The sequence below is a fragment of the Sphingopyxis indica genome (assembly GCF_032879645.1).
In the GTDB taxonomy this organism is placed as follows: Bacteria; Pseudomonadota; Alphaproteobacteria; order Sphingomonadales; family Sphingomonadaceae; genus Sphingopyxis; species Sphingopyxis indica.
In genome coordinates, this window is record NZ_CP076394.1 from 4,114,980 (window position 1) to 4,131,838 (window position 16,859).

18 protein-coding genes and 1 pseudogene are annotated in these 16,859 nt (G+C 61.9%); 13 read left to right on the forward strand and 6 right to left on the reverse strand.

Annotated features, from left to right (window positions below):
* Window positions 1–8: 8 nt before the first annotated feature.
* Window positions 9–704 (forward strand): annotated as a pseudogene (locus KNJ79_RS19570) (IS5 family transposase); the annotation flags it as partial.
* Window positions 705–1,141: 437 nt separating this feature from the next.
* Complete coding sequence (locus KNJ79_RS19575; protein WP_001389365.1) at window positions 1,142–1,906, forward strand: IS6-like element IS6100 family transposase; 765 nt, start codon at window positions 1,142–1,144, stop codon at window positions 1,904–1,906.
* Here KNJ79_RS19575 and KNJ79_RS22550 read toward each other — a convergent pair.
* Both KNJ79_RS22550 and KNJ79_RS19585 read right to left on the reverse strand, forming a co-directional pair.
* Window positions 1,878–2,372, reverse strand: coding sequence for a TetR/AcrR family transcriptional regulator (locus KNJ79_RS22550; RefSeq protein WP_394357137.1), 495 nt, complete (start codon window positions 2,370–2,372; stop codon window positions 1,878–1,880). The two genes, KNJ79_RS19575 and KNJ79_RS22550, sit on opposite strands and share 29 nt — an antisense overlap.
* Before the next feature lie 122 nt (window positions 2,373–2,494).
* Window positions 2,495–3,418: a LysR family transcriptional regulator gene (locus KNJ79_RS19585; protein WP_317152264.1), complete on the reverse strand. Its 924-nt coding sequence runs from the start codon at window positions 3,416–3,418 to the stop codon at window positions 2,495–2,497.
* Window positions 3,419–3,531: 113 nt separating this feature from the next.
* Between KNJ79_RS19585 and KNJ79_RS19590 the strand changes: the two genes are divergently transcribed.
* Entirely contained in the window at window positions 3,532–4,497 is a 966-nt protein-coding gene (locus tag KNJ79_RS19590) for a ring-cleaving dioxygenase (RefSeq protein WP_317152265.1), read from the forward strand.
* A 101-nt stretch (window positions 4,498–4,598) separates the two neighbouring features.
* Window positions 4,599–5,021 (forward strand): TonB-dependent receptor plug domain-containing protein, encoded by a 423-nt coding sequence (locus KNJ79_RS19595; RefSeq protein ID WP_317152266.1) that lies wholly within the window; start codon window positions 4,599–4,601, stop codon window positions 5,019–5,021.
* Between the two features lie 18 nt (window positions 5,022–5,039).
* Here KNJ79_RS19595 and KNJ79_RS19600 read toward each other — a convergent pair whose 3' ends face one another.
* The gene (locus tag KNJ79_RS19600; RefSeq protein ID WP_001389365.1) at window positions 5,040–5,804 is read right to left on the reverse strand and encodes an IS6-like element IS6100 family transposase; all 765 of its coding nucleotides are present in this window, start codon (window positions 5,802–5,804) and stop codon (window positions 5,040–5,042) included.
* A gap of 28 nt (window positions 5,805–5,832) precedes the next feature.
* Between KNJ79_RS19600 and KNJ79_RS19605 the strand changes: the two genes are divergently transcribed.
* On the forward strand, window positions 5,833–6,414 hold the full coding sequence (locus KNJ79_RS19605) for a hypothetical protein (protein WP_317152267.1): 582 nt from the start codon (window positions 5,833–5,835) through the stop codon (window positions 6,412–6,414).
* 91 nt (window positions 6,415–6,505) lie between these two features.
* On the opposite strand, the gene KNJ79_RS19610 is transcribed toward KNJ79_RS19605, so the two are convergent.
* Window positions 6,506–7,378, reverse strand: coding sequence for a Shedu immune nuclease family protein (locus KNJ79_RS19610; RefSeq protein ID WP_317152268.1), 873 nt, complete (start codon window positions 7,376–7,378; stop codon window positions 6,506–6,508).
* Between the two features lie 611 nt (window positions 7,379–7,989).
* Here KNJ79_RS19610 and KNJ79_RS19615 point away from each other — a divergent pair.
* From KNJ79_RS19615 to KNJ79_RS19640, 6 genes are all read left to right on the forward strand, one after another.
* Window positions 7,990–9,087 carry a DUF2493 domain-containing protein gene (locus KNJ79_RS19615; protein WP_317152269.1) on the forward strand — a complete coding sequence of 366 codons (1,098 nt, stop codon included), beginning with the start codon at window positions 7,990–7,992 and terminating at the stop codon, window positions 9,085–9,087.
* Window positions 9,088–9,434: 347 nt separating this feature from the next.
* A complete protein-coding gene (locus tag KNJ79_RS19620; protein ID WP_317152270.1) occupies window positions 9,435–9,656 on the forward strand; it encodes a hypothetical protein in 222 nt (73 codons plus the stop codon).
* Window positions 9,657–9,870: 214 nt separating this feature from the next.
* On the forward strand, window positions 9,871–11,373 hold the full coding sequence (locus KNJ79_RS19625) for a peptide MFS transporter (RefSeq protein ID WP_317152271.1): 1,503 nt from the start codon (window positions 9,871–9,873) through the stop codon (window positions 11,371–11,373).
* Window positions 11,374–11,629: 256 nt separating this feature from the next.
* Window positions 11,630–12,034, forward strand: a complete 405-nt coding sequence (locus tag KNJ79_RS19630) for a hypothetical protein (protein ID WP_317152272.1) — start codon at window positions 11,630–11,632, stop codon at window positions 12,032–12,034.
* 115 nt (window positions 12,035–12,149) lie between these two features.
* A complete protein-coding gene (locus KNJ79_RS19635; RefSeq protein ID WP_317153956.1) occupies window positions 12,150–12,533 on the forward strand; it encodes a type II toxin-antitoxin system RelE/ParE family toxin in 384 nt (127 codons plus the stop codon).
* A complete protein-coding gene (locus KNJ79_RS19640; protein WP_317152273.1) occupies window positions 12,514–12,834 on the forward strand; it encodes a helix-turn-helix domain-containing protein in 321 nt (106 codons plus the stop codon). Before KNJ79_RS19635 ends, KNJ79_RS19640 begins: the two co-directional genes overlap by 20 nt.
* Before the next feature lie 161 nt (window positions 12,835–12,995).
* Here the strand turns inward: KNJ79_RS19640 and KNJ79_RS19645 are convergent, their stop codons facing one another.
* Together KNJ79_RS19645 and KNJ79_RS19650 are read right to left on the reverse strand one after the other, a co-directional pair.
* Entirely contained in the window at window positions 12,996–13,214 is a 219-nt protein-coding gene (locus KNJ79_RS19645) for a hypothetical protein (RefSeq protein WP_317153957.1), read from the reverse strand.
* 122 nt (window positions 13,215–13,336) lie between these two features.
* On the reverse strand, window positions 13,337–13,609 hold the full coding sequence (locus KNJ79_RS19650) for a hypothetical protein (RefSeq protein ID WP_317152274.1): 273 nt from the start codon (window positions 13,607–13,609) through the stop codon (window positions 13,337–13,339).
* Between the two features lie 661 nt (window positions 13,610–14,270).
* Here KNJ79_RS19650 and KNJ79_RS19655 point away from each other — a divergent pair.
* A complete protein-coding gene (locus KNJ79_RS19655) occupies window positions 14,271–14,561 on the forward strand; it encodes a ribbon-helix-helix protein, CopG family (RefSeq protein ID WP_317152275.1) in 291 nt (96 codons plus the stop codon).
* Window positions 14,551–16,857 (forward strand): type IV secretion system DNA-binding domain-containing protein, encoded by a 2,307-nt coding sequence (locus KNJ79_RS19660; RefSeq protein ID WP_317152276.1) that lies wholly within the window; start codon window positions 14,551–14,553, stop codon window positions 16,855–16,857. Before KNJ79_RS19655 ends, KNJ79_RS19660 begins: the two co-directional genes overlap by 11 nt.
* Window positions 16,858–16,859: the final 2 nt, after the last annotated feature.

Consider the following 16,859-nt stretch of genomic DNA (forward strand, 5'->3'; position numbering starts at 1 on the left):
GCCAGCGCGGACGACGGCGATGCTGGCCGATGCGCGAAATCGTCGAAGCCATTTTCTATCTGCTACGGGCAGGATGTCCCTGGCGGCTTTTGCCCGACAGTTTTCCGCCATGGCGCACGGTATACCAGTGGTTCTGCACCTTGCGCGACGATGGGGTATTCGAAAGCCTCAATCATCATCTCGTTCGGATCGATCGCATCCGGACAGGGCGAGAACCAGCACCATCCGCGGCAGTCATCGACAGCCAGAGCGTGAAGACCACCGAAGCAGGCGGACCTCGTGGTTACGACGCAGGCAAGAAGACCATGGGACGCAAACGCCATGCAATGGTCGATACCGATGGTCGCGCCCTTATCATACTGGTCCATCCTGCCGATGTGCAGGACCGCGATGGCGCGGTGCCCTTGCTCCAGCAGTCTCACCAGCGGCATCCCTTCGTCGCGCGCGCCTATGCCGACAGCGCCTACAACAGCGATCGCGTCCGGGACGCCACCTCCATTACGATCGAAATCGTCCGCAAATTCGCCGATCAGACCGGCTTCGTCGTCCATCCCAGACGATGGATCGTCGAACGCACCTTCGCATGGATCAACCGCAATCGCCGTCTGGCCAAAGACTTCGAGCGGACCATCAAATCCGCAACCGCGCTCCTCTATGCCGCCGCTGCCATCGTCCTCATCCGACGCATCGCTCGTTACCCATGAGATTCAAGACAGACTCTTAACAAAATTTCGTTACTTGACGGATTTCTTGGACTTAGGGTTGCAGTGCGCCGCATGTAGATGGCTGTTCGTGGAGAAAGACAACGTGATACGTATGTTGGGTGAATTTTGGCCAGATATATTCGTGATCTTACTGGTCTGTTCGCTCGTATCATTTGCAAACCAAAAATTCGGAATATTTGTCGCTACTCCGATAACATTGGGATCGACTGCATTAACGCTATTGCTCGGAGCCGCTGGGGCGACATGATTCTACTCTTATCTTCCTTTTGGCCTTGGCTTGTTCCAGCAATTGCGTGGATCGGATTTTTCACCGGTCGCTATTTTAGAAGAAAGAGCATAGCGAAAAACACATGATGGCTCTGTTGCAAAAATCGTGAAGCTTGAGCATGCTTGGCGGAGATTGGACGGACGGAACGATGACGGATTTCAAGTGGCGCCATTTCCAGGGTGATGTGATCCTGTGGGCGGTGCGCTGGTATTGTCGCTATCCGATCAGCTATCGCGACCTTGAGGAAATGCTGGCGGAACGCGGCATTTCGGTCGACCATACGACGATCTATCGCTGGGTCCAGTGCTACGCCCCGGAGATGGAGAAGCGGCTGCGCTGGTTCTGGCGGCGTGGCTTTGATCCGAGCTGGCGCCTGGATGAAACCTACGTCAAGGTGCGGGGCAAGTGGACCTACCTGTACCGGGCAGTCGACAAGCGGGGCGACACGATCGATTTCTACCTGTCGCCGACCCGCAGCGCCAAGGCAGCGAAGCGGTTCCTGGGCAAGGCCCTGCGAGGCCTGAAGCACTGGGAAAAGCCTGCCACGCTCAATACCGACAAAGCGCCGAGCTATGGTGCAGCGATCACCGAATTGAAGCGCGAAGGAAAGCTGGACCGGGAGACGGCCCACCGGCAGGTGAAGTATCTCAATAACGTGATCGAGGCCGATCACGGAAAGCTCAAGATACTGATCAAGCCGGTGCGCGGTTTCAAATCGATCCCCACGGCCTATGCCACGATCAAGGGATTCGAAGTCATGCGAGCCCTGCGCAAAGGACAGGCTCGCCCCTGGTGCCTGCAGCCCGGCATCAGGGGCGAGGTGCGCCTTGTGGAGAGAGCTTTTGGCATTGGGCCCTCGGCGCTGACGGAGGCCATGGGCATGCTCAACCACCATTTCGCAGCAGCCGCCTGATCGGCGCAGAGCGACAGCCTACCTCTGACTGCCGCCAATCTTTGCAACAGAGCCCGGCAAGATGCTCCTCCGCCTGAGCGGCGGGAAAGGCTGTTCCGACCTTCGCGCGCACGCTTGGGTCCGTTCGCATGATATTGGCGACCTCGAGGCCGATCGCCGGTTCCTTCGCAAACTCCTCCCGAAAAATCTCGAGGCGGCGGCGGAGCGGCGGCAAGCCGCCGCCTTCGGCAAATCGTTCGGCAAGGCGGCGGTATCGCGCCGCGATGAAGGCTGCCATCGCCGAAGCGGCGATATCTTCCTTCGCTGGGAAATGATGAAAAACGGCGCCGCGAGACGCGCCGGCTTCGACGGCGATCAGGTTGATGGAAAGCTTGGCATAGCCGTCGCGTCCGAGGCATCGCAGGGTTGCGGCATGGAGGCGTTCCACCATAGCTTCGCTGCGCTCTGCCTGAGTCCGTCTCGCCATTTAAAGGGTTGCCCTGCTTAGCTTCATTCCCCGGCACCGCCGTCGCGCCAGAACTTTTCACTAACATACGGGTTGGCTGGTATGCTAGTGAGATTTCGCTGCCGCAGTCTCGTGCCCTGGCTTTACGCTTTCCGCCGGATCATCCGCGCGATCGCCCGGGCGAGGGTTTGCCGCAGCCATTGATGCGCGGGGTCCGCCTGGTTCCGGTCGTGCCAATATTGCTTGACCTCGAAACCGGCGATCGGGAACGGCGGGCCAAGCGCCACCAGCTTCAATTTCTCGGAGAGCCCGCGAACGATCAGCCTGGGCGCGGTCAGGATCGCTGTGGAGTCGGACGCCGCTGCCAGGGCAACGAGGAAGCTGCCGGTGATGATCCGCATTTTCGATGTGGGAAGCATGCGGGCAAGGACACGCTCCGCGTCCAAGTGGGCATGGGAAAGTCTGCGCACGCTGACGATGACATGGTCGGAGGAGAGAAACTCCTCAAGACTGGGCTTTATGGCGAACGGGTGCTCACATCCAGCGAAACACGCATATTCTTCCTCGTACAGCTTCTGGCTACGGATACCGGTTACAAGCCTCGGGTAGGGGCCGAATGCGAGATCGACATGACCTGTCTCGAGCGCCGCGATCATTTCGTCACCGCTGAGCGTCAGGGTACGGAATCGTACGCCAGGTGCCTCGTCCTTGGCCACGGTATCCAGCGCTTTGAGGACAGCAAATTGGGCGATATCGGATCCGGCGATCACGAATTCGCGCTCGAGTGTCGCGATCGAGAACGCACCGCCGCCATCGGCGAGGCTTTGCCGCAGGCTCAGTAGGCCTTCAACGATCGACGTCAGGGCGACGGCGCGCGGCGTGGGTTCCATGCCGCCGCGCGCGCGAACGAGCAGGGGGTCCTGCAAGGCGACCCGCAGCCGGGTGAGACCGTGGCTCGCGGAGGGCTGGGGGATATCGAGCTCCCGCGCAGACGCGGAAACGCTGTGCGTCCGCAGGAGCGTGTCCAGCAATCGGAGGTGTTTGAAGTCGAGATCATCGATATTCATTTTTTGAATGTATATTATTGAAGTCACTCAATTGTCAAATATTATGGGCGTGGCACTTTCCAATCCAACTACTCGGCCGACTTGAGTCGAGACCACCGGACAGGAGAGTGATCATGCATCAATTGCCCGAGAGGCTTCAGGGCCTTCATCACATCACCGTGGCCACCGGGTCGGCGCAAGGCGACGTCGACCTCATGGTAAAGACGCTCGGCCAGCGCCTCGTCAAGCGCACGATGTTCTATGACGGCGCAAGGCCCGTCTATCACCTCTATTTCGGAAACGAGCTCGGCGAGCCCGGCACGCTCTACACGACCTTCCCCGTTCGCCAGGCGGGCTATACCGGGCGGCGCGGCGCGGGGCAGATCTCGGCTGTCTCCTACAGCGCGCCGCGCGGCACGCTCGATTGGTGGCAGGAGCATCTGACCAAGTCGCAGGTGTCCGTCTCCGAGGTCAAGGAACGCTTCGGCCAGCGCTATCTCTCCTTCGCGCATCCGGACTGCGGCGTCGGATTCGAGATTGTCGAGCAAGACGTCGAGGGGGCGTTCGAGCCGTGGGACTCGCCCTATGTGCCCAAGGAGGTCGCGCTTCGCGGCTTCCATAGCTGGACCGCGACCCTCAACGCGAACGAGGAGATGGACGACTTCATGCGCAACGCATGGAATCTCAAGTTCGAAGGTCAGGACGGAAAGTATCGCCGCTATCACTTCGACCAGGGAGGGCCGGCAAAGGTGTTCGACGTCTTCGTGGATGAAGACGAGAAGCCCGGCAGCTGGGCGCTGGGCGAGGGGGCAGTGCATCACGCCGCCTTTGAGGTGGCTGATCTCGATGTGCAGGCGGCCCTCAAGTTCGATGTCGAAGGTCTTGGCTACACCGACTTTTCGGATCGCAAGCATCGCGGCTATTTCGAATCCATCTATGTCCGGACCCCGGGGGGCATCCTCTTCGAGGCGGCCGTGACGATCGGCTTTACACATGACGAGCCCATCGAGACTCTCGGCACCGAGGTCATGGTCGCGCCGCAGCTCGAGGGTGTGAAGGATAAGCTCCTTCGCGAAATGAATGATCCGATAGCCGTCTAGGGCGCGCCGCCGCCCAAAGCCGGACACACGCTCAAAAATTAGGGGACGTTGGAAACTGCGCGACCGGCCCAAGAGCCGGCGTGCTTTGGAGGGGAAGTGCGATGAAGAGTCGGAGATTTTGGCTGTTGGCTTCGAGTTCGGTGCTGCTTGCAACACCCGCTTTTGCACAGGAGACGCCACCGTCAAGCCAGCCGGCGGCCGCGCAAACGGACGATACTGGCCGCAGCGGTGGGTTGGCAGACATCGTCGTCACCGCACGGCGGACCTCGGAAAATCTGCAGAGCACGCCAGTCGCGGTGACCGCTGTTTCCGCCGAAACGCTCGCATCGCGGGGCTCGGCCGATATCACGGCGCTTCAGGATTTCGTGCCGAATGTCACCTTCAATCCGACCGCGTCTAACTCGGGCAGTTCGAACGCAGCGGTGATCTTCATCCGCGGCATCGGGCAGAGCGATTTCTATCCCCAGGTGGACCCCGGCGTCGGCGTCGGCTCTGTTGCAAAGATTGGCGGCAGTCAGAGGTAGGCTGTCGCTCTGCGCCGATCAGGCGGCTGCTGCGAAATGGTGGTTGAGCATGCCCATGGCCTCCGTCAGCGCCGAGGGCCCAATGCCAAAAGCTCTCTCCACAAGGCGCACCTCGCCCCTGATGCCGGGCTGCAGGCACCAGGGGCGAGCCTGTCCTTTGCGCAGGGCTCGCATGACTTCGAATCCCTTGATCGTGGCATAGGCCGTGGGGATCGATTTGAAACCGCGCACCGGCTTGATCAGTATCTTGAGCTTTCCGTGATCGGCCTCGATCACGTTATTGAGATACTTCACCTGCCGGTGGGCCGTCTCCCGGTCCAGCTTTCCTTCGCGCTTCAATTCGGTGATCGCTGCACCATAGCTCGGCGCTTTGTCGGTATTGAGCGTGGCAGGCTTTTCCCAGTGCTTCAGGCCTCGCAGGGCCTTGCCCAGGAACCGCTTCGCTGCCTTGGCGCTGCGGGTCGGCGACAGGTAGAAATCGATCGTGTCGCCCCGCTTGTCGACTGCCCGGTACAGGTAGGTCCACTTGCCCCGCACCTTGACGTAGGTTTCATCCAGGCGCCAGCTCGGATCAAAGCCACGCCGCCAGAACCAGCGCAGCCGCTTCTCCATCTCCGGGGCGTAGCACTGGACCCAGCGATAGATCGTCGTATGGTCGACCGAAATGCCGCGTTCCGCCAGCATTTCCTCAAGGTCGCGATAGCTGATCGGATAGCGACAATACCAGCGCACCGCCCACAGGATCACATCACCCTGGAAATGGCGCCACTTGAAATCCGTCATCGTTCCGTCCGTCCAATCTCCGCCAAGCATGCTCAAGCTTCACGATTTTTGCAACAGAGCCGTATTACACAATCGCGGACGCTGGTGGCTCTTCCCTGACCAGCCCCGCGAAGGGATGCCCCCAGCCGTAGCATTGTCGGGTCGGCTAACGCCTGCTGCGACGGAATTCTACAACCCTCTGCAGGCTGACTATACCCTCGGCGCAGGCATTGAGGCCTTGAACTCCGGCAGCCTATGCTGGCGCGGCAAGCTCGTCCTTGTTCCAAGCCATACTGATACGACGCTCTTCGACATTGATGCCCACTGGCTCATCGAGGAAATTGACGAGCGAGAAACCCGCCGATTGCGGATGCTCATTGATGCCATGTTCCATTCCCTGCCCGCAGGTTTCGTTTCCGTTGCGACAGCAATGCCCAGCTGCGACACGCCCGTACTGGCGATCCGCTATTCTGGCTACCAGTCCGCTGTTTTCGAGGTTCTCACCGCGAAATATCGCCCCGACCGAAATCCTGCGACGCCGTGGCGCACCCTCAACGGCAATGCCGTTTCCGATCACGGAACCGAGATTATCGGTTGGGCCGACGGCACGACATGGCTTGCGCCCGCTTGACGCAAAGATGTGCCAGCGGCGCCTTAGTGCACCGCTGGCACCACATTCAATTCCCCATCTCGCCGGCAGCGAATGGGCCAGGCGCGCCGGATCACTCCGGCGCGCCGGCGCCTTCGTTGCCTCTGATCTGATCCATGACCCGATCCCGAAAGAAAGCGACCTCTTCGTCCACTCGCAGCACGCGCTTGCCCTCGATGCTCAGTGTCTCGCCATTGTCCCACGCGTCCATCTCATGGCCGCGCGACACCAGCTCCGCGCGCTGCTCCTTGCTGAACTTCAACGCGTCGGGGCCGTGATAGGACAAAAGATCGCCGACATCGGCCGCGAGATGTTTGAAGGCGAAGCGCTCGCGCGAGGCCACCATGATCGACTTCTCGCACCGCGGGCCTGTCCGGTACCGGTCGATGAGCTGGTCATAGGTGAGGATCTCGATCCCGGCGCGCTCTGCCTCCATCACGAACATCGCCTTGTGCGCGTCGCTCCGGTTCTTGGTCGGCGAGCGGCCGATGATCAGCTGATAGGCGAACATCAGCTTGTTCCCCGACATTGGGCGCATCAGCTTCGCGAGACTCTCTCGGACCGCCGCGCGGTGCTCGTCGACATAGTGCTGCCATTGCTTGATCTGGGCGAGCGCACCGTTGAACTCGGCGGTAAAGGTCGGGCGATCGAGGTCGCTCGTGAAGATCGCCTTCTCGGGCTTTTCCAGCTCGACGAAAGTCACCAGATAGCGCCCTGAATTCTTCGTGAGATAGGCATAATCGGTTGTCAGTGCCGTCCCCAGCGGGAACTTCGAGACGATCGATCTCATGTGCAGGCCGTGGTGGTCGAGGTTGGTCATCGGCACGAGCACGGTGTTCGCCTCGAGGAAATCCTGGACCACCTGTTCCTTCTGCCGTCCCTGCGGTGCCGGCGCATCCAGCATCGCCTTGAACCGCGTGATCAGATCCTCGTCGACTGCCGGCACGCTTTTCCCCCTCAAACTGATCGACACTGGCTAGCGCGATCGGGGCGAACCGCAAGCCAGTACTTGGCGCGGCGAGGCGTCCAGCACAGCATCCACTCATTTCGTGGCTATCCCGGATGTCACAATGGGACGGGCCATCCCGCCCATGGGCGCGCCCCGGGCGGGACCGGGGCTCTAGTCGCGTCCCGCTCCCGGAGCCGCGCCGCGAGCGTCTCCGCCCTGCCGGGTGACGATCCCCTTGGTACGGGACAGGGCAGGGGCGCTGGACGCGGCAGCGGCCATCAACACGATCGAGCTGCGGCCGATTTGCCGTTAACCCGCGCGATCCCGCGCGGGGCAAATCGAAAAACTCTCCAACATCTCGGGATCAGACCAGCTTCATCGCCAAAGTCTGAGGGGCTCCGCGCCCTTTCGTCAAGGATGAGCGGTCCCCCCAATTTTCACGCAGGGCCGCGCTGCGCCCGGCCCTGCGAGAAAATCGGCTCCCCCGCTCCCCGCCGAGGCGGCGCGGTTCCTTGCGTCACCGCGTCCCTGACCAAAGCGCCTCCACCCCTCCGATGACGATCATCTTTCATCCGATCCCGGGTGGGAGAGCATTCAAGGAGGCTCAATTGACCCACAATTTCACCAGCTTCGCCGATCTCGCCAGCTACGTCGCCGCAAACCGCGGCAATGACGCGCAGGTCGAGGCCTATGCCGGCGCCTTCGTCGAATATGACGAAATGGCCAAGATGAGCATCGTGGCCGAACCCGAGCGGCTCGAAATGCCCGATGAAGGTCAGGCGCGGGCAGCGGTCGAAATGGTCGTCGGAACGATCTTCGATGTCTTCCGCGATACCCGGCTCGAAGCCTTCGCACGCGACCTCGTCTGGGGCTTCGTTCACAGCTTCCACACGGTCGCAAAGCGCATCGAAGGCCAGGAAGACGATGCGGCAAAGAAGCTCAAGGAGCTCATCCGCGAATTCGACCCTTCCGAAAATTACGCGGTCGACGTCGAGGATACCCAGGCGCTTTGCCAGACGCTCCAGGGATGCCGCGAGGCGATGGAATGCATGCGCGACCACGCCGCCGAGGTCTATCGCGTCGAGACGGGCAAGCCCTTCTCACCGACCCGGGGAAGCAAGGTCTCGCGGGTCCTCAATGCCTCGATGATCGATGCGCGCGACTTCCTCGCCGCTCGCGCACGAGAGCGTGACGCCCAGTTCAAACCGACCGGACCCGTGGTCGTCTTCTCGGGCGGTCAACAATGGGAAGACCATGACCTCCTGTGGCGCGGTCTCGACTCCATCAAGGCCCGGATCCCCGAGATGGTCCTCGTCACCACCGCCCAGAACAAGGGCTGCGACGCCATAGCGCAAGCCTGGGCCGCGGCCCGCGGCGTCCAGGTCATCCTGTTCCGCCTGGACAGGGGGCTCGGGGCCAAGGCAGCCTTCGTTCGCAACGACCGCCTGCTGTCGCTGCGGCCCGTCGAAGCGGTGGTGTGCGAAGGCAGCGGCATCCAGATGAACCTTGCCCAGAAGCTGCGCAAGGCAGGCGTGCCGCTCCACGTCGTCAGGCTCGACCAGCAACGCAACCAACGGTCTCCTGAAGAGGTCGCAAAGGTCGAAGCGCGTCGCCGCGACGCGGCCGAGCGGAACATCGCCCGCGCTGCCAGGGCATTCGTCAAGCAAAGCACCATCCGGTCCGATGCGTTGCATGCACAGGACTGAGCCCACAGATGGGGCCTCGACTTCGGTCGGGGCCTCATTCCCTCTTTTTGCCTGTTGATCGGCACGGCGAGGCATCGAGCCCCGCCGCACCGCTGGCGCACACCCGAGAAGGGAAAATCTCTCACAGTCCTCCAAGGGTTTCAGACGGCCAAGACCGCCTCAAGGACGGCGGGGCCCCACCATTTTCTTCGGCGGATCGGCCGCCGCGCCCATGGTTCGCCGTCAGTGGCCGCCGAAGAAAATCGTGACCCCCACCGCCGCTGGCGCGGTCGCTTCGCGATCCTTGACCCGGTCTCGGCCGCCCGAACGGCGCGCGCCTGTCATTCAAGACAGACAGGAGCACGTCCATGCAGATGATCTCGACCAGCGCCGCCGCCGACAACGCCGCCTATTTCGCCGCAGTGGCCAACGCCGAGCGGCGCGCGCGTCACAGCTACTTCGAGCAGCATGTCATAGCCGAAGAGGGGGGGTACTTCGCGATCGACGAGGGCGATTATGGCGCATTGTCGCAGGTGATGATCGACCGCATCGTCTACACCGCGCTGCCCGGGCTTCTCGACGAATATTGAGGGCAGGGGCGGCGCGAGCCGCTCCTTTCTTCTATCACGGAATAAGCGGACATGGGGGCATCGAACCCCCATGTCCGCGTCGCGACCGACGTCGCGACGCAGGCTTCGATCCGGCTCGACCTTTGACAGCCCGAGATGGACCGTTCTAGATTCGGACCCCAACGGGAGGCGCGTTCCGCGGCCAGACCGACAACATGCAGGGCAGGGGGCCGCCATGGCGACCGCAGAATTACCCGGCGAGGCAGGGGAGACCTGGCTCGGCCATCCGCGAGGCCTATTCCTCCTTTTCTTCGTGGAAATGTGGGAGCGGTTTTCATTCTACGGAATGCGCGCGCTGCTGATCTTCTACCTGACCCAGCACTTCCTCTTCAGCGACCGTGACGCCAGCTATTCCTACGGCGCCTATATGTCGCTCATCTACATCGCCCCGCTCATGGGCGGCTACCTTGCCGACCGCTACCTCGGGCAGCGCAAGGCAGTTCTCTTCGGCGGGATCGTCATCGCGATCGGGCACATCATCCTCGGGCTCGAAGCCGACGACAAAGGCGCGATGGGGCTCGGCCTTTTCTGGCTTGGGCTGGCGACCGTCATAACGGGTACAGGATTTCTCAAATCCAGCGCATCGGCCCTCGTCGGGGCGCTTTATCCGCGAGACGATATCCGCCGCGATCCGGCCTATACGATCTTCTACATGGGCATCAATCTCGGCGCGACCATGGGGCCCATCCTTTGCGGCTATCTGGGCCAAACATGGGGCTGGCACTGGGGCTTTGGCGCCGCCTCCGTCGGAATGGTCGCGGGCGTCATCGGGTTCATTTTATGCAAGCCATTGCTCCACGGGAACGGCGAGCCCCCCGATCCCGATCGGCTTGCCGAGCGCATCGCCGGCATCATCTCCCGCGAATGGCTCGTTTATCTTTCCAGTCTGGCGTCAATCGCGATCTGCTGGCTCCTGATTCAGCAGCATGTCATCGTCGGCTGGTTGCTCGCCGCGGCAAGCGTCGGCGCGGTCCTCTACATCCTCTGGGAAGCCTTCGGACGAATGGAGCGCGCCGGGCGCAACCGCCTGCTGGCCGCACTGTTCCTGCTGGTCGTCAACCCGATCTTCTGGGGCCTCTATGAACAGACCGGATCGTCCCTCAGCCTCTTCACCGACCGGTTCACCGACCGGAACATCCTCGGCCTCACAATCCCGGCGTCGATGTTTCAATCCCTGACAGCCCTTTACATCCTGATCTTCGGACCGGTCATGGCCGCGCTCTGGATGTGGCTCGCGAAGCGCGGGTGGGAGCCATCGATACCGGCGAAATTCGGGATCGCGCTGGCACTGGTCGGCACCGGATTTCTCGTCCTCGTCGCCGGGTCGGGCGAACCGGGCGCGCTGACACCCGTTTTGTTTATTTTCATTCTCTACCTCTGCCACACCATCGGCGAGCTTTGCCTTTCGCCGGTTGGTCTGTCGGCGATGTCGAAATTGGCCCCGGCACGGATGATCGGCCTGATGATGGGCATCTGGTTCCTAGCGATGGCGCTCGGTGAATATGCCGCAGGCATGATAGCAGCCGCCAGCGGCGGCAGCAGCGGTACGGCCGACCGGCAGTCCGTGCTCAATGTGTATAGTCAGATCGGCTGGTGGTCCGTCGGTATCGGCGGGGCAGTGATGGCGTTCGCGCCGTTGGTAAGACGCCTGATCGACGCCGATCCCCCGACCAGCTGAAGCCTGTTCGTACCGCGACCGACGTAGCGCCGTGTGCTGCCCCGCTCGCGCGACACTTCTGATTGTCCCAGGGGTGAGCGAGGGCGCCGCCCTCTCTCCCCCGCAAGGACAATCAGCCAGACCGAGGCTCTTTCGCTTCGCTCCCTGCGCCCGCACCACTCCGTCAGATTCTCCTTGCCCCCCACTCACCCGCCCTCGCCGGGAGCAGGAGTGCGGCAGCCAGCGGGCTGTCGCCCTCCAGTTCAAGGACGAGACAATGAAGGCTCTGGAACAGCAAATCAGCGCACTTGAAGCCGACCTCGCCGCCTGCGGCGACCCTCTCGAACGGTTCAGGATCGAGGCCGAATTGACCGTCGTCCGGTTCGCCAAGAAGCGAGCCGATGCGAAACGGGAGAGGCAGCGCGCGTCCGCCGGTTATACCGAGCCATCGGCCGCAATCCGTTACAACCCATGGCTTGGCCTCGCAGACGACATTTGTCCGCCATATGCGCCACCCGAGGCGCCGCCATGGACCGCACTTGAGCTCATCGAGCGCCTTGGGGCGATCGCCCTCGAATTGCATCTCGCTTACGCCAACGCTGAGCGCGCCGACACGCACATCGCGATCGCGCTCAACAGTCTCAACGACATGCAAGTGGAACTTTCCGGCGACCCCTTCTGACGTGGATTGCGGCGGCCGTTGTCGCTCTAGCCATGTGAGGCCGACGCCTCAAAGGAAAGAGGGTTGAGGTGTAATACTATGTATGATAGACAATCGGAAAGGGCCGGTGGCGACCATGCCCATTTATAAGAACCGCTGGTTCGACAAATTCGCCAGGCGCGAGCGGATCGCGGACGCCAGTTTGCATGAGGAGATCAAGCGAGCCGAAAGCGGATTGATCGATGCCGATCTTGGCGGCGGGCTGATCAAGCAGCGCGTCGCTAGGGAAGGGGAGGGGCGTTCGGGCGGATACCGGACGATCATCGTTTTCCGGTCAAAGGACCGGGCGATTTTCGTCCTCGGCTTCGCGAAGAACGACCGGGCCAATATCAGCGCAGGCGACCTCGCGATTTTGCGAGCGGCGGCAAAGATCACACTGAGCTTCACGCTCGACGAACTGGAAATTGAAGCCGAAAACGGCAATCTCATCGAGGTACGAAATGACGACGAAAACTTATAGGAGCGATGCGGCAGCCTCCATCCATGAGATGGCTGAGGGATTCTATGAGTCCGGGCTTATCGACAAACGGACCATGCGCGAGTTCGACGAATCCTGCCTGATCCCCGCTGCCCCGCTTCCGCCCGAAGAAATACGCGCCATTCGCGAAGCGGAGCATGTCTCGCAGCCCGTCTTCGCACGTTATCTCAACGTGTCGAAGAACCTCGTGTCAGACTGGGAGCGGGGGACGAAGCGGCCCGGAGGACCCGCCTTGCGGTTGCTCTCGATCGTCAAGCGCAAGGGTCTGAACGCAATCATCTAAGCGCATCGTCCCGCTTCGCTGGCGGGACGGATTGCGCCTTCCAGTCGACCAACACAGGAGGAGGCCGCGCGCCTCCTTTTTTGTGCTTGCGGTGAGGCGGCCGGGAAGGGCATCGAACCCTTCCCGGCCGCGCCGCGACGTTTAGTCGCGGCAGGTCTTGATCAGACGGCCAAACGCTTTTCCACCTCGTCGATCCCGAGCGCGCGTATGCGCGCAAGAAGACCGCCAAGACGCTTTGCGTCGATCCGCAAGAGCCCCGACTTCTCGACCTCCCCGATCGCCTGCTCGCGCTCGCGTTCCTCAAGGCGCCGCCGCCGTTCTCCCAGCCTCTTCTCCTCCGTCTCGAGCGCCGCGCGCTCCTGTTCCAAAGTGCGTGCCATAAGGCCCTCTTCGTTCACGCTGATCGGGCTGCGAACCGGAAGGACATTAGGCGCGGCCCCACCCGCGCGTCGAGAAAACCGCCGCCTCAAAACGTCTGAATTTGGTCCGATTTGGTGCCGGATCAGACGACAGGGGCCGGACCCTTTGCCTGCCCCTTCCTGACCCGCAAATGATGTCCACGCGGGGCAACATCCAATGGCCCGAGAATGTGACCGATGAGGCTCAGATCCAGCGGATCTCCCGATCCCATGACGGGCCGCCGTTCGACCGTATCGATCGCATGCTGAAGGTAGATCGCCGCCTCGCTCCGCCCTGCTCGGTCGAGCAAATCGAGCGCTTCGCGCATCAGTGCAACGGCCTTCGCCCGATCCACATTCGCCACATCATTGGGCATGCTCTAACCTCCAACAACCGGGACACCGCGCTGTCCTGCGGCCACCCGAACTCCCGCGCGTTCCGCGCGGGAGCCGCCGGGGCTGGTAACATGCGAACACACATGCGCCGAAACTTTTGGCCCGAATGGGCTTGGACATGTGCAACGGCACCCCGGAAAACGCGAGTTTCCGAGTTGCTTTGTTCGCGGGATTACCAGTCCCGGCGCCGCGCATTTCCGCGACGCAAATCCCGCCTAGCAGACGCCCACCAAGGCGCCAAGGCGAGAACCGACACCTGCGCTGATCGGCCCGACCAATCGGGCGATGCGTTCCGTCCGCTGGACGGAACGATGCCCTGCCGGACGCGGTCTTTCCCTCGATATCGATGATGGTCCTGGACGCTCATGATTCTCATGCGTCCTGGGGCAGCATAGGCACACCTTTGCACCTGAAGGTGCTGGTGTGTCGTTGGAAATCAACGAGTTATGGAAATAATCCGTGTGGGCCGCCGTGGGACAACTCGTGGAGCGCCAAGAAATGGCCGAAATCCGCGCCTTTCCGGTGTTCGCACCGAACACGAATGGTGAGTAGCAGCCTGCAATATTGTCCAATCCGCCATTTTCGGCTATGAATTCAGCGATCTCCTGAGACCCCGCCAGCCTCCCTGCTAGGAGGCCTGGTTTGTCGACCCCAAACAAGCACTGCACAGTGCGCCTCGACCGCGCCAAATATGAGCGTGTCGTCGAGCTTGCCGCGGCGCGCCAATGCACGCCATCGGACATCATCCGCGCCGCCGTCGAAAGCTACCTCGCCGGCGGTATGCTGCTGAGCTCGAGCCAGCGTCGGATCGCCCGGATCAACGAGTATCAGCACCTCGCGCTCGACATCATCATCCGGGAGCAATTCCCCGAATATCGCGATCGCCTCGTGGCGGAAACCGACCGGCGTCTGGAGCAATTCCATGGCGCGTGATGACATCCGCACGAACCGCCGGCCGGTTCCCCTCAGCCATCATTCGGCGCGCGGTGACGTCCAGCGCAACGCCGGCAATTTCACGCGGGGCAGCCAACTCCTGACGCATGAATTGCTGATGTGGCTGTCGGGCGCCAGGCTCCCTTTCATCCTATGGTTTTTTCTCTTCATCGCCGCCTGGTTCGTGATCATGTCGATCAAGCTCGACGAGCATGGTTTCCAGCTTGTCTGCATGAAGCTCTACGCGGTCCTTTGGGACTGGATGGATTTCGATCCTGCCAAGCGCGTCAACGTCACGCTGCCGAATGGCGAGATCGTGCGCACGGTCATGCAAGCGGTCTCCTATATCCCGGAGGTCATCAAGGCCTGGGACACAGCGCTACGCGGCTTTCTCGGCGCTGTTCTGATCTCCATTTTTACGGCGATCCCGGCTGCAATCTGGTTCGTCGACATCTCCCATCGTCGCGGGCGAACGATCCTTCAGGAACGCCATGAGCGGGGCGCGATGCTCGTCGATCGAGCTCTGCTGGAAGCTGAGATCGCCCAGCATAACCGGGTCAAATTTGAAGAGGATGTGACAGCCTTTTGCCCTGGTCTGTCGCCTGCTCAGGTGCTCGCGCTCCCCTTCGCCACGCGCAAGGAGGCGGGAATCCATCACCCCTATCTGCTCGCCGGGATCCCATTCCCGCACCGCACCGAACAGTCGCACGTGATGCTCTTCGGGACCACCGGGTCGGGCAAGACCACCGAGCTTCGCAGCCTTGTCGCGCAGATGCGTGCGCGGCAGGACACGGCGGTTATCTTCGACCTCACGGGCGCCTATGTCGAAGCCTTCTATGAGCCGGGGCGCGACACCATACTCAACCCGATGGACGCGCGGTGCCCCGCCTGGTCCATCTTCAACGACTGCCGCACCTACAGCGAGTTCACGGCCGCTGCGGCAGCATTGATTCCTTCAGACGGCGGCGCGTCCGAACCGTTCTGGGCACTGGCGGCGCGCACGCTGTTTATCGAGATGTGCGTGCGGCTCCAGGAGCGCGGGCAAACGACAAACCTTGCGCTATCGGAGGATCTGATGACCGCCGACCTGAAGCGCGTCCATCGCTTCCTTGCGAACACCATCGCCGACCCACTGACGGCGCCTGAGGCAGCCCGCATGGCGGAGTCGATCCGCGCCGTGCTGAATACCAATGCGCAAGTCCTCAGGTTTTTGCCGGACGACGGCGAGCCCTTCTCGATCCGTGACTGGATCACCCGCGACAAGGTGCCAGGATCGATCCTGTTCGTCACTTCGAGCTATGTCGATCTGCCTATGAACAGGGCGCTGCTCACGCTCTGGATGGATATTGCCATCAACCGGCTGATGACGCTTCCGCGCACGCGGTCGCTTCGCACCTGGTTTATCTTCGACGAGCTTGGCGCGCTGCACCGACTGCCCGCTATCGAGAGCGGCCTTCAGACCGCGCGCGCGTTTGGGGGCGCGATGATCCTTGGCATCCACAGCTTCGAGAAGCTCGTCGAGGTTTATGGCGAGCAGGGCGCAAGAAACCTGGCGTCGCTCGCGCGTTCAAAGCTGATCCTGGCGACGGCCGATCTCGACACCGCCGAGCAGTGCGCGCGCTATATCGGTAACCGGGAGGTCCGCCAGATGGATGAGGCCTATAGCTACGGGTACAACAACACCCGCGACGCCTCGACCCTTACGCCGCGCAAGCAGGTCGAACCGCTCGTCATTCCCGACGACATCACCAATCTTCCATCCCTCCATGGCTTCGTGAAATTCCCCGAGGGCTTCCCTGCGGCGCGCATTCTCCTTGAATGGAAAGACTATCCGACCGTGGCCGAAGGCTTCATCGTCCGACCCAATATCGCGCCGGTGAGATCGAAGCGCGGAGAAGAGGCGTTCGAGGGCGGGGAAGGGGAGGAGGCCGGCGGCCGGGACGGCGGCGCGCAGGTATCAGAGGAGGTCACCGAGAAGGCCAATCCTGCCCGTGATTTGGCCGCGCGGATCCTGTCCATGGAGGCTGAGGCCGGAGCCGAGACGCCGTCTCGAAATGAGGGCGATGCGGGAGATCCTCAGCTAGTCGGGGAAGGGCGTCCTCTTGGTGTTGCGCCGGGCGAGCAGGCGCAGCCAGTCCCCGATCGAGACGTACATTCGGGGAACGAAGCTTCCGATCGCCAGGGAATGGCGTCCTCAGATCGCCAGGTCCCAAATGTTGAGGATCAGACCCTCATCGAGCTCCGCCAGTCCTTCACGAATGAGCGAGACGATGACGGTATGGACATTGGCATTTGACG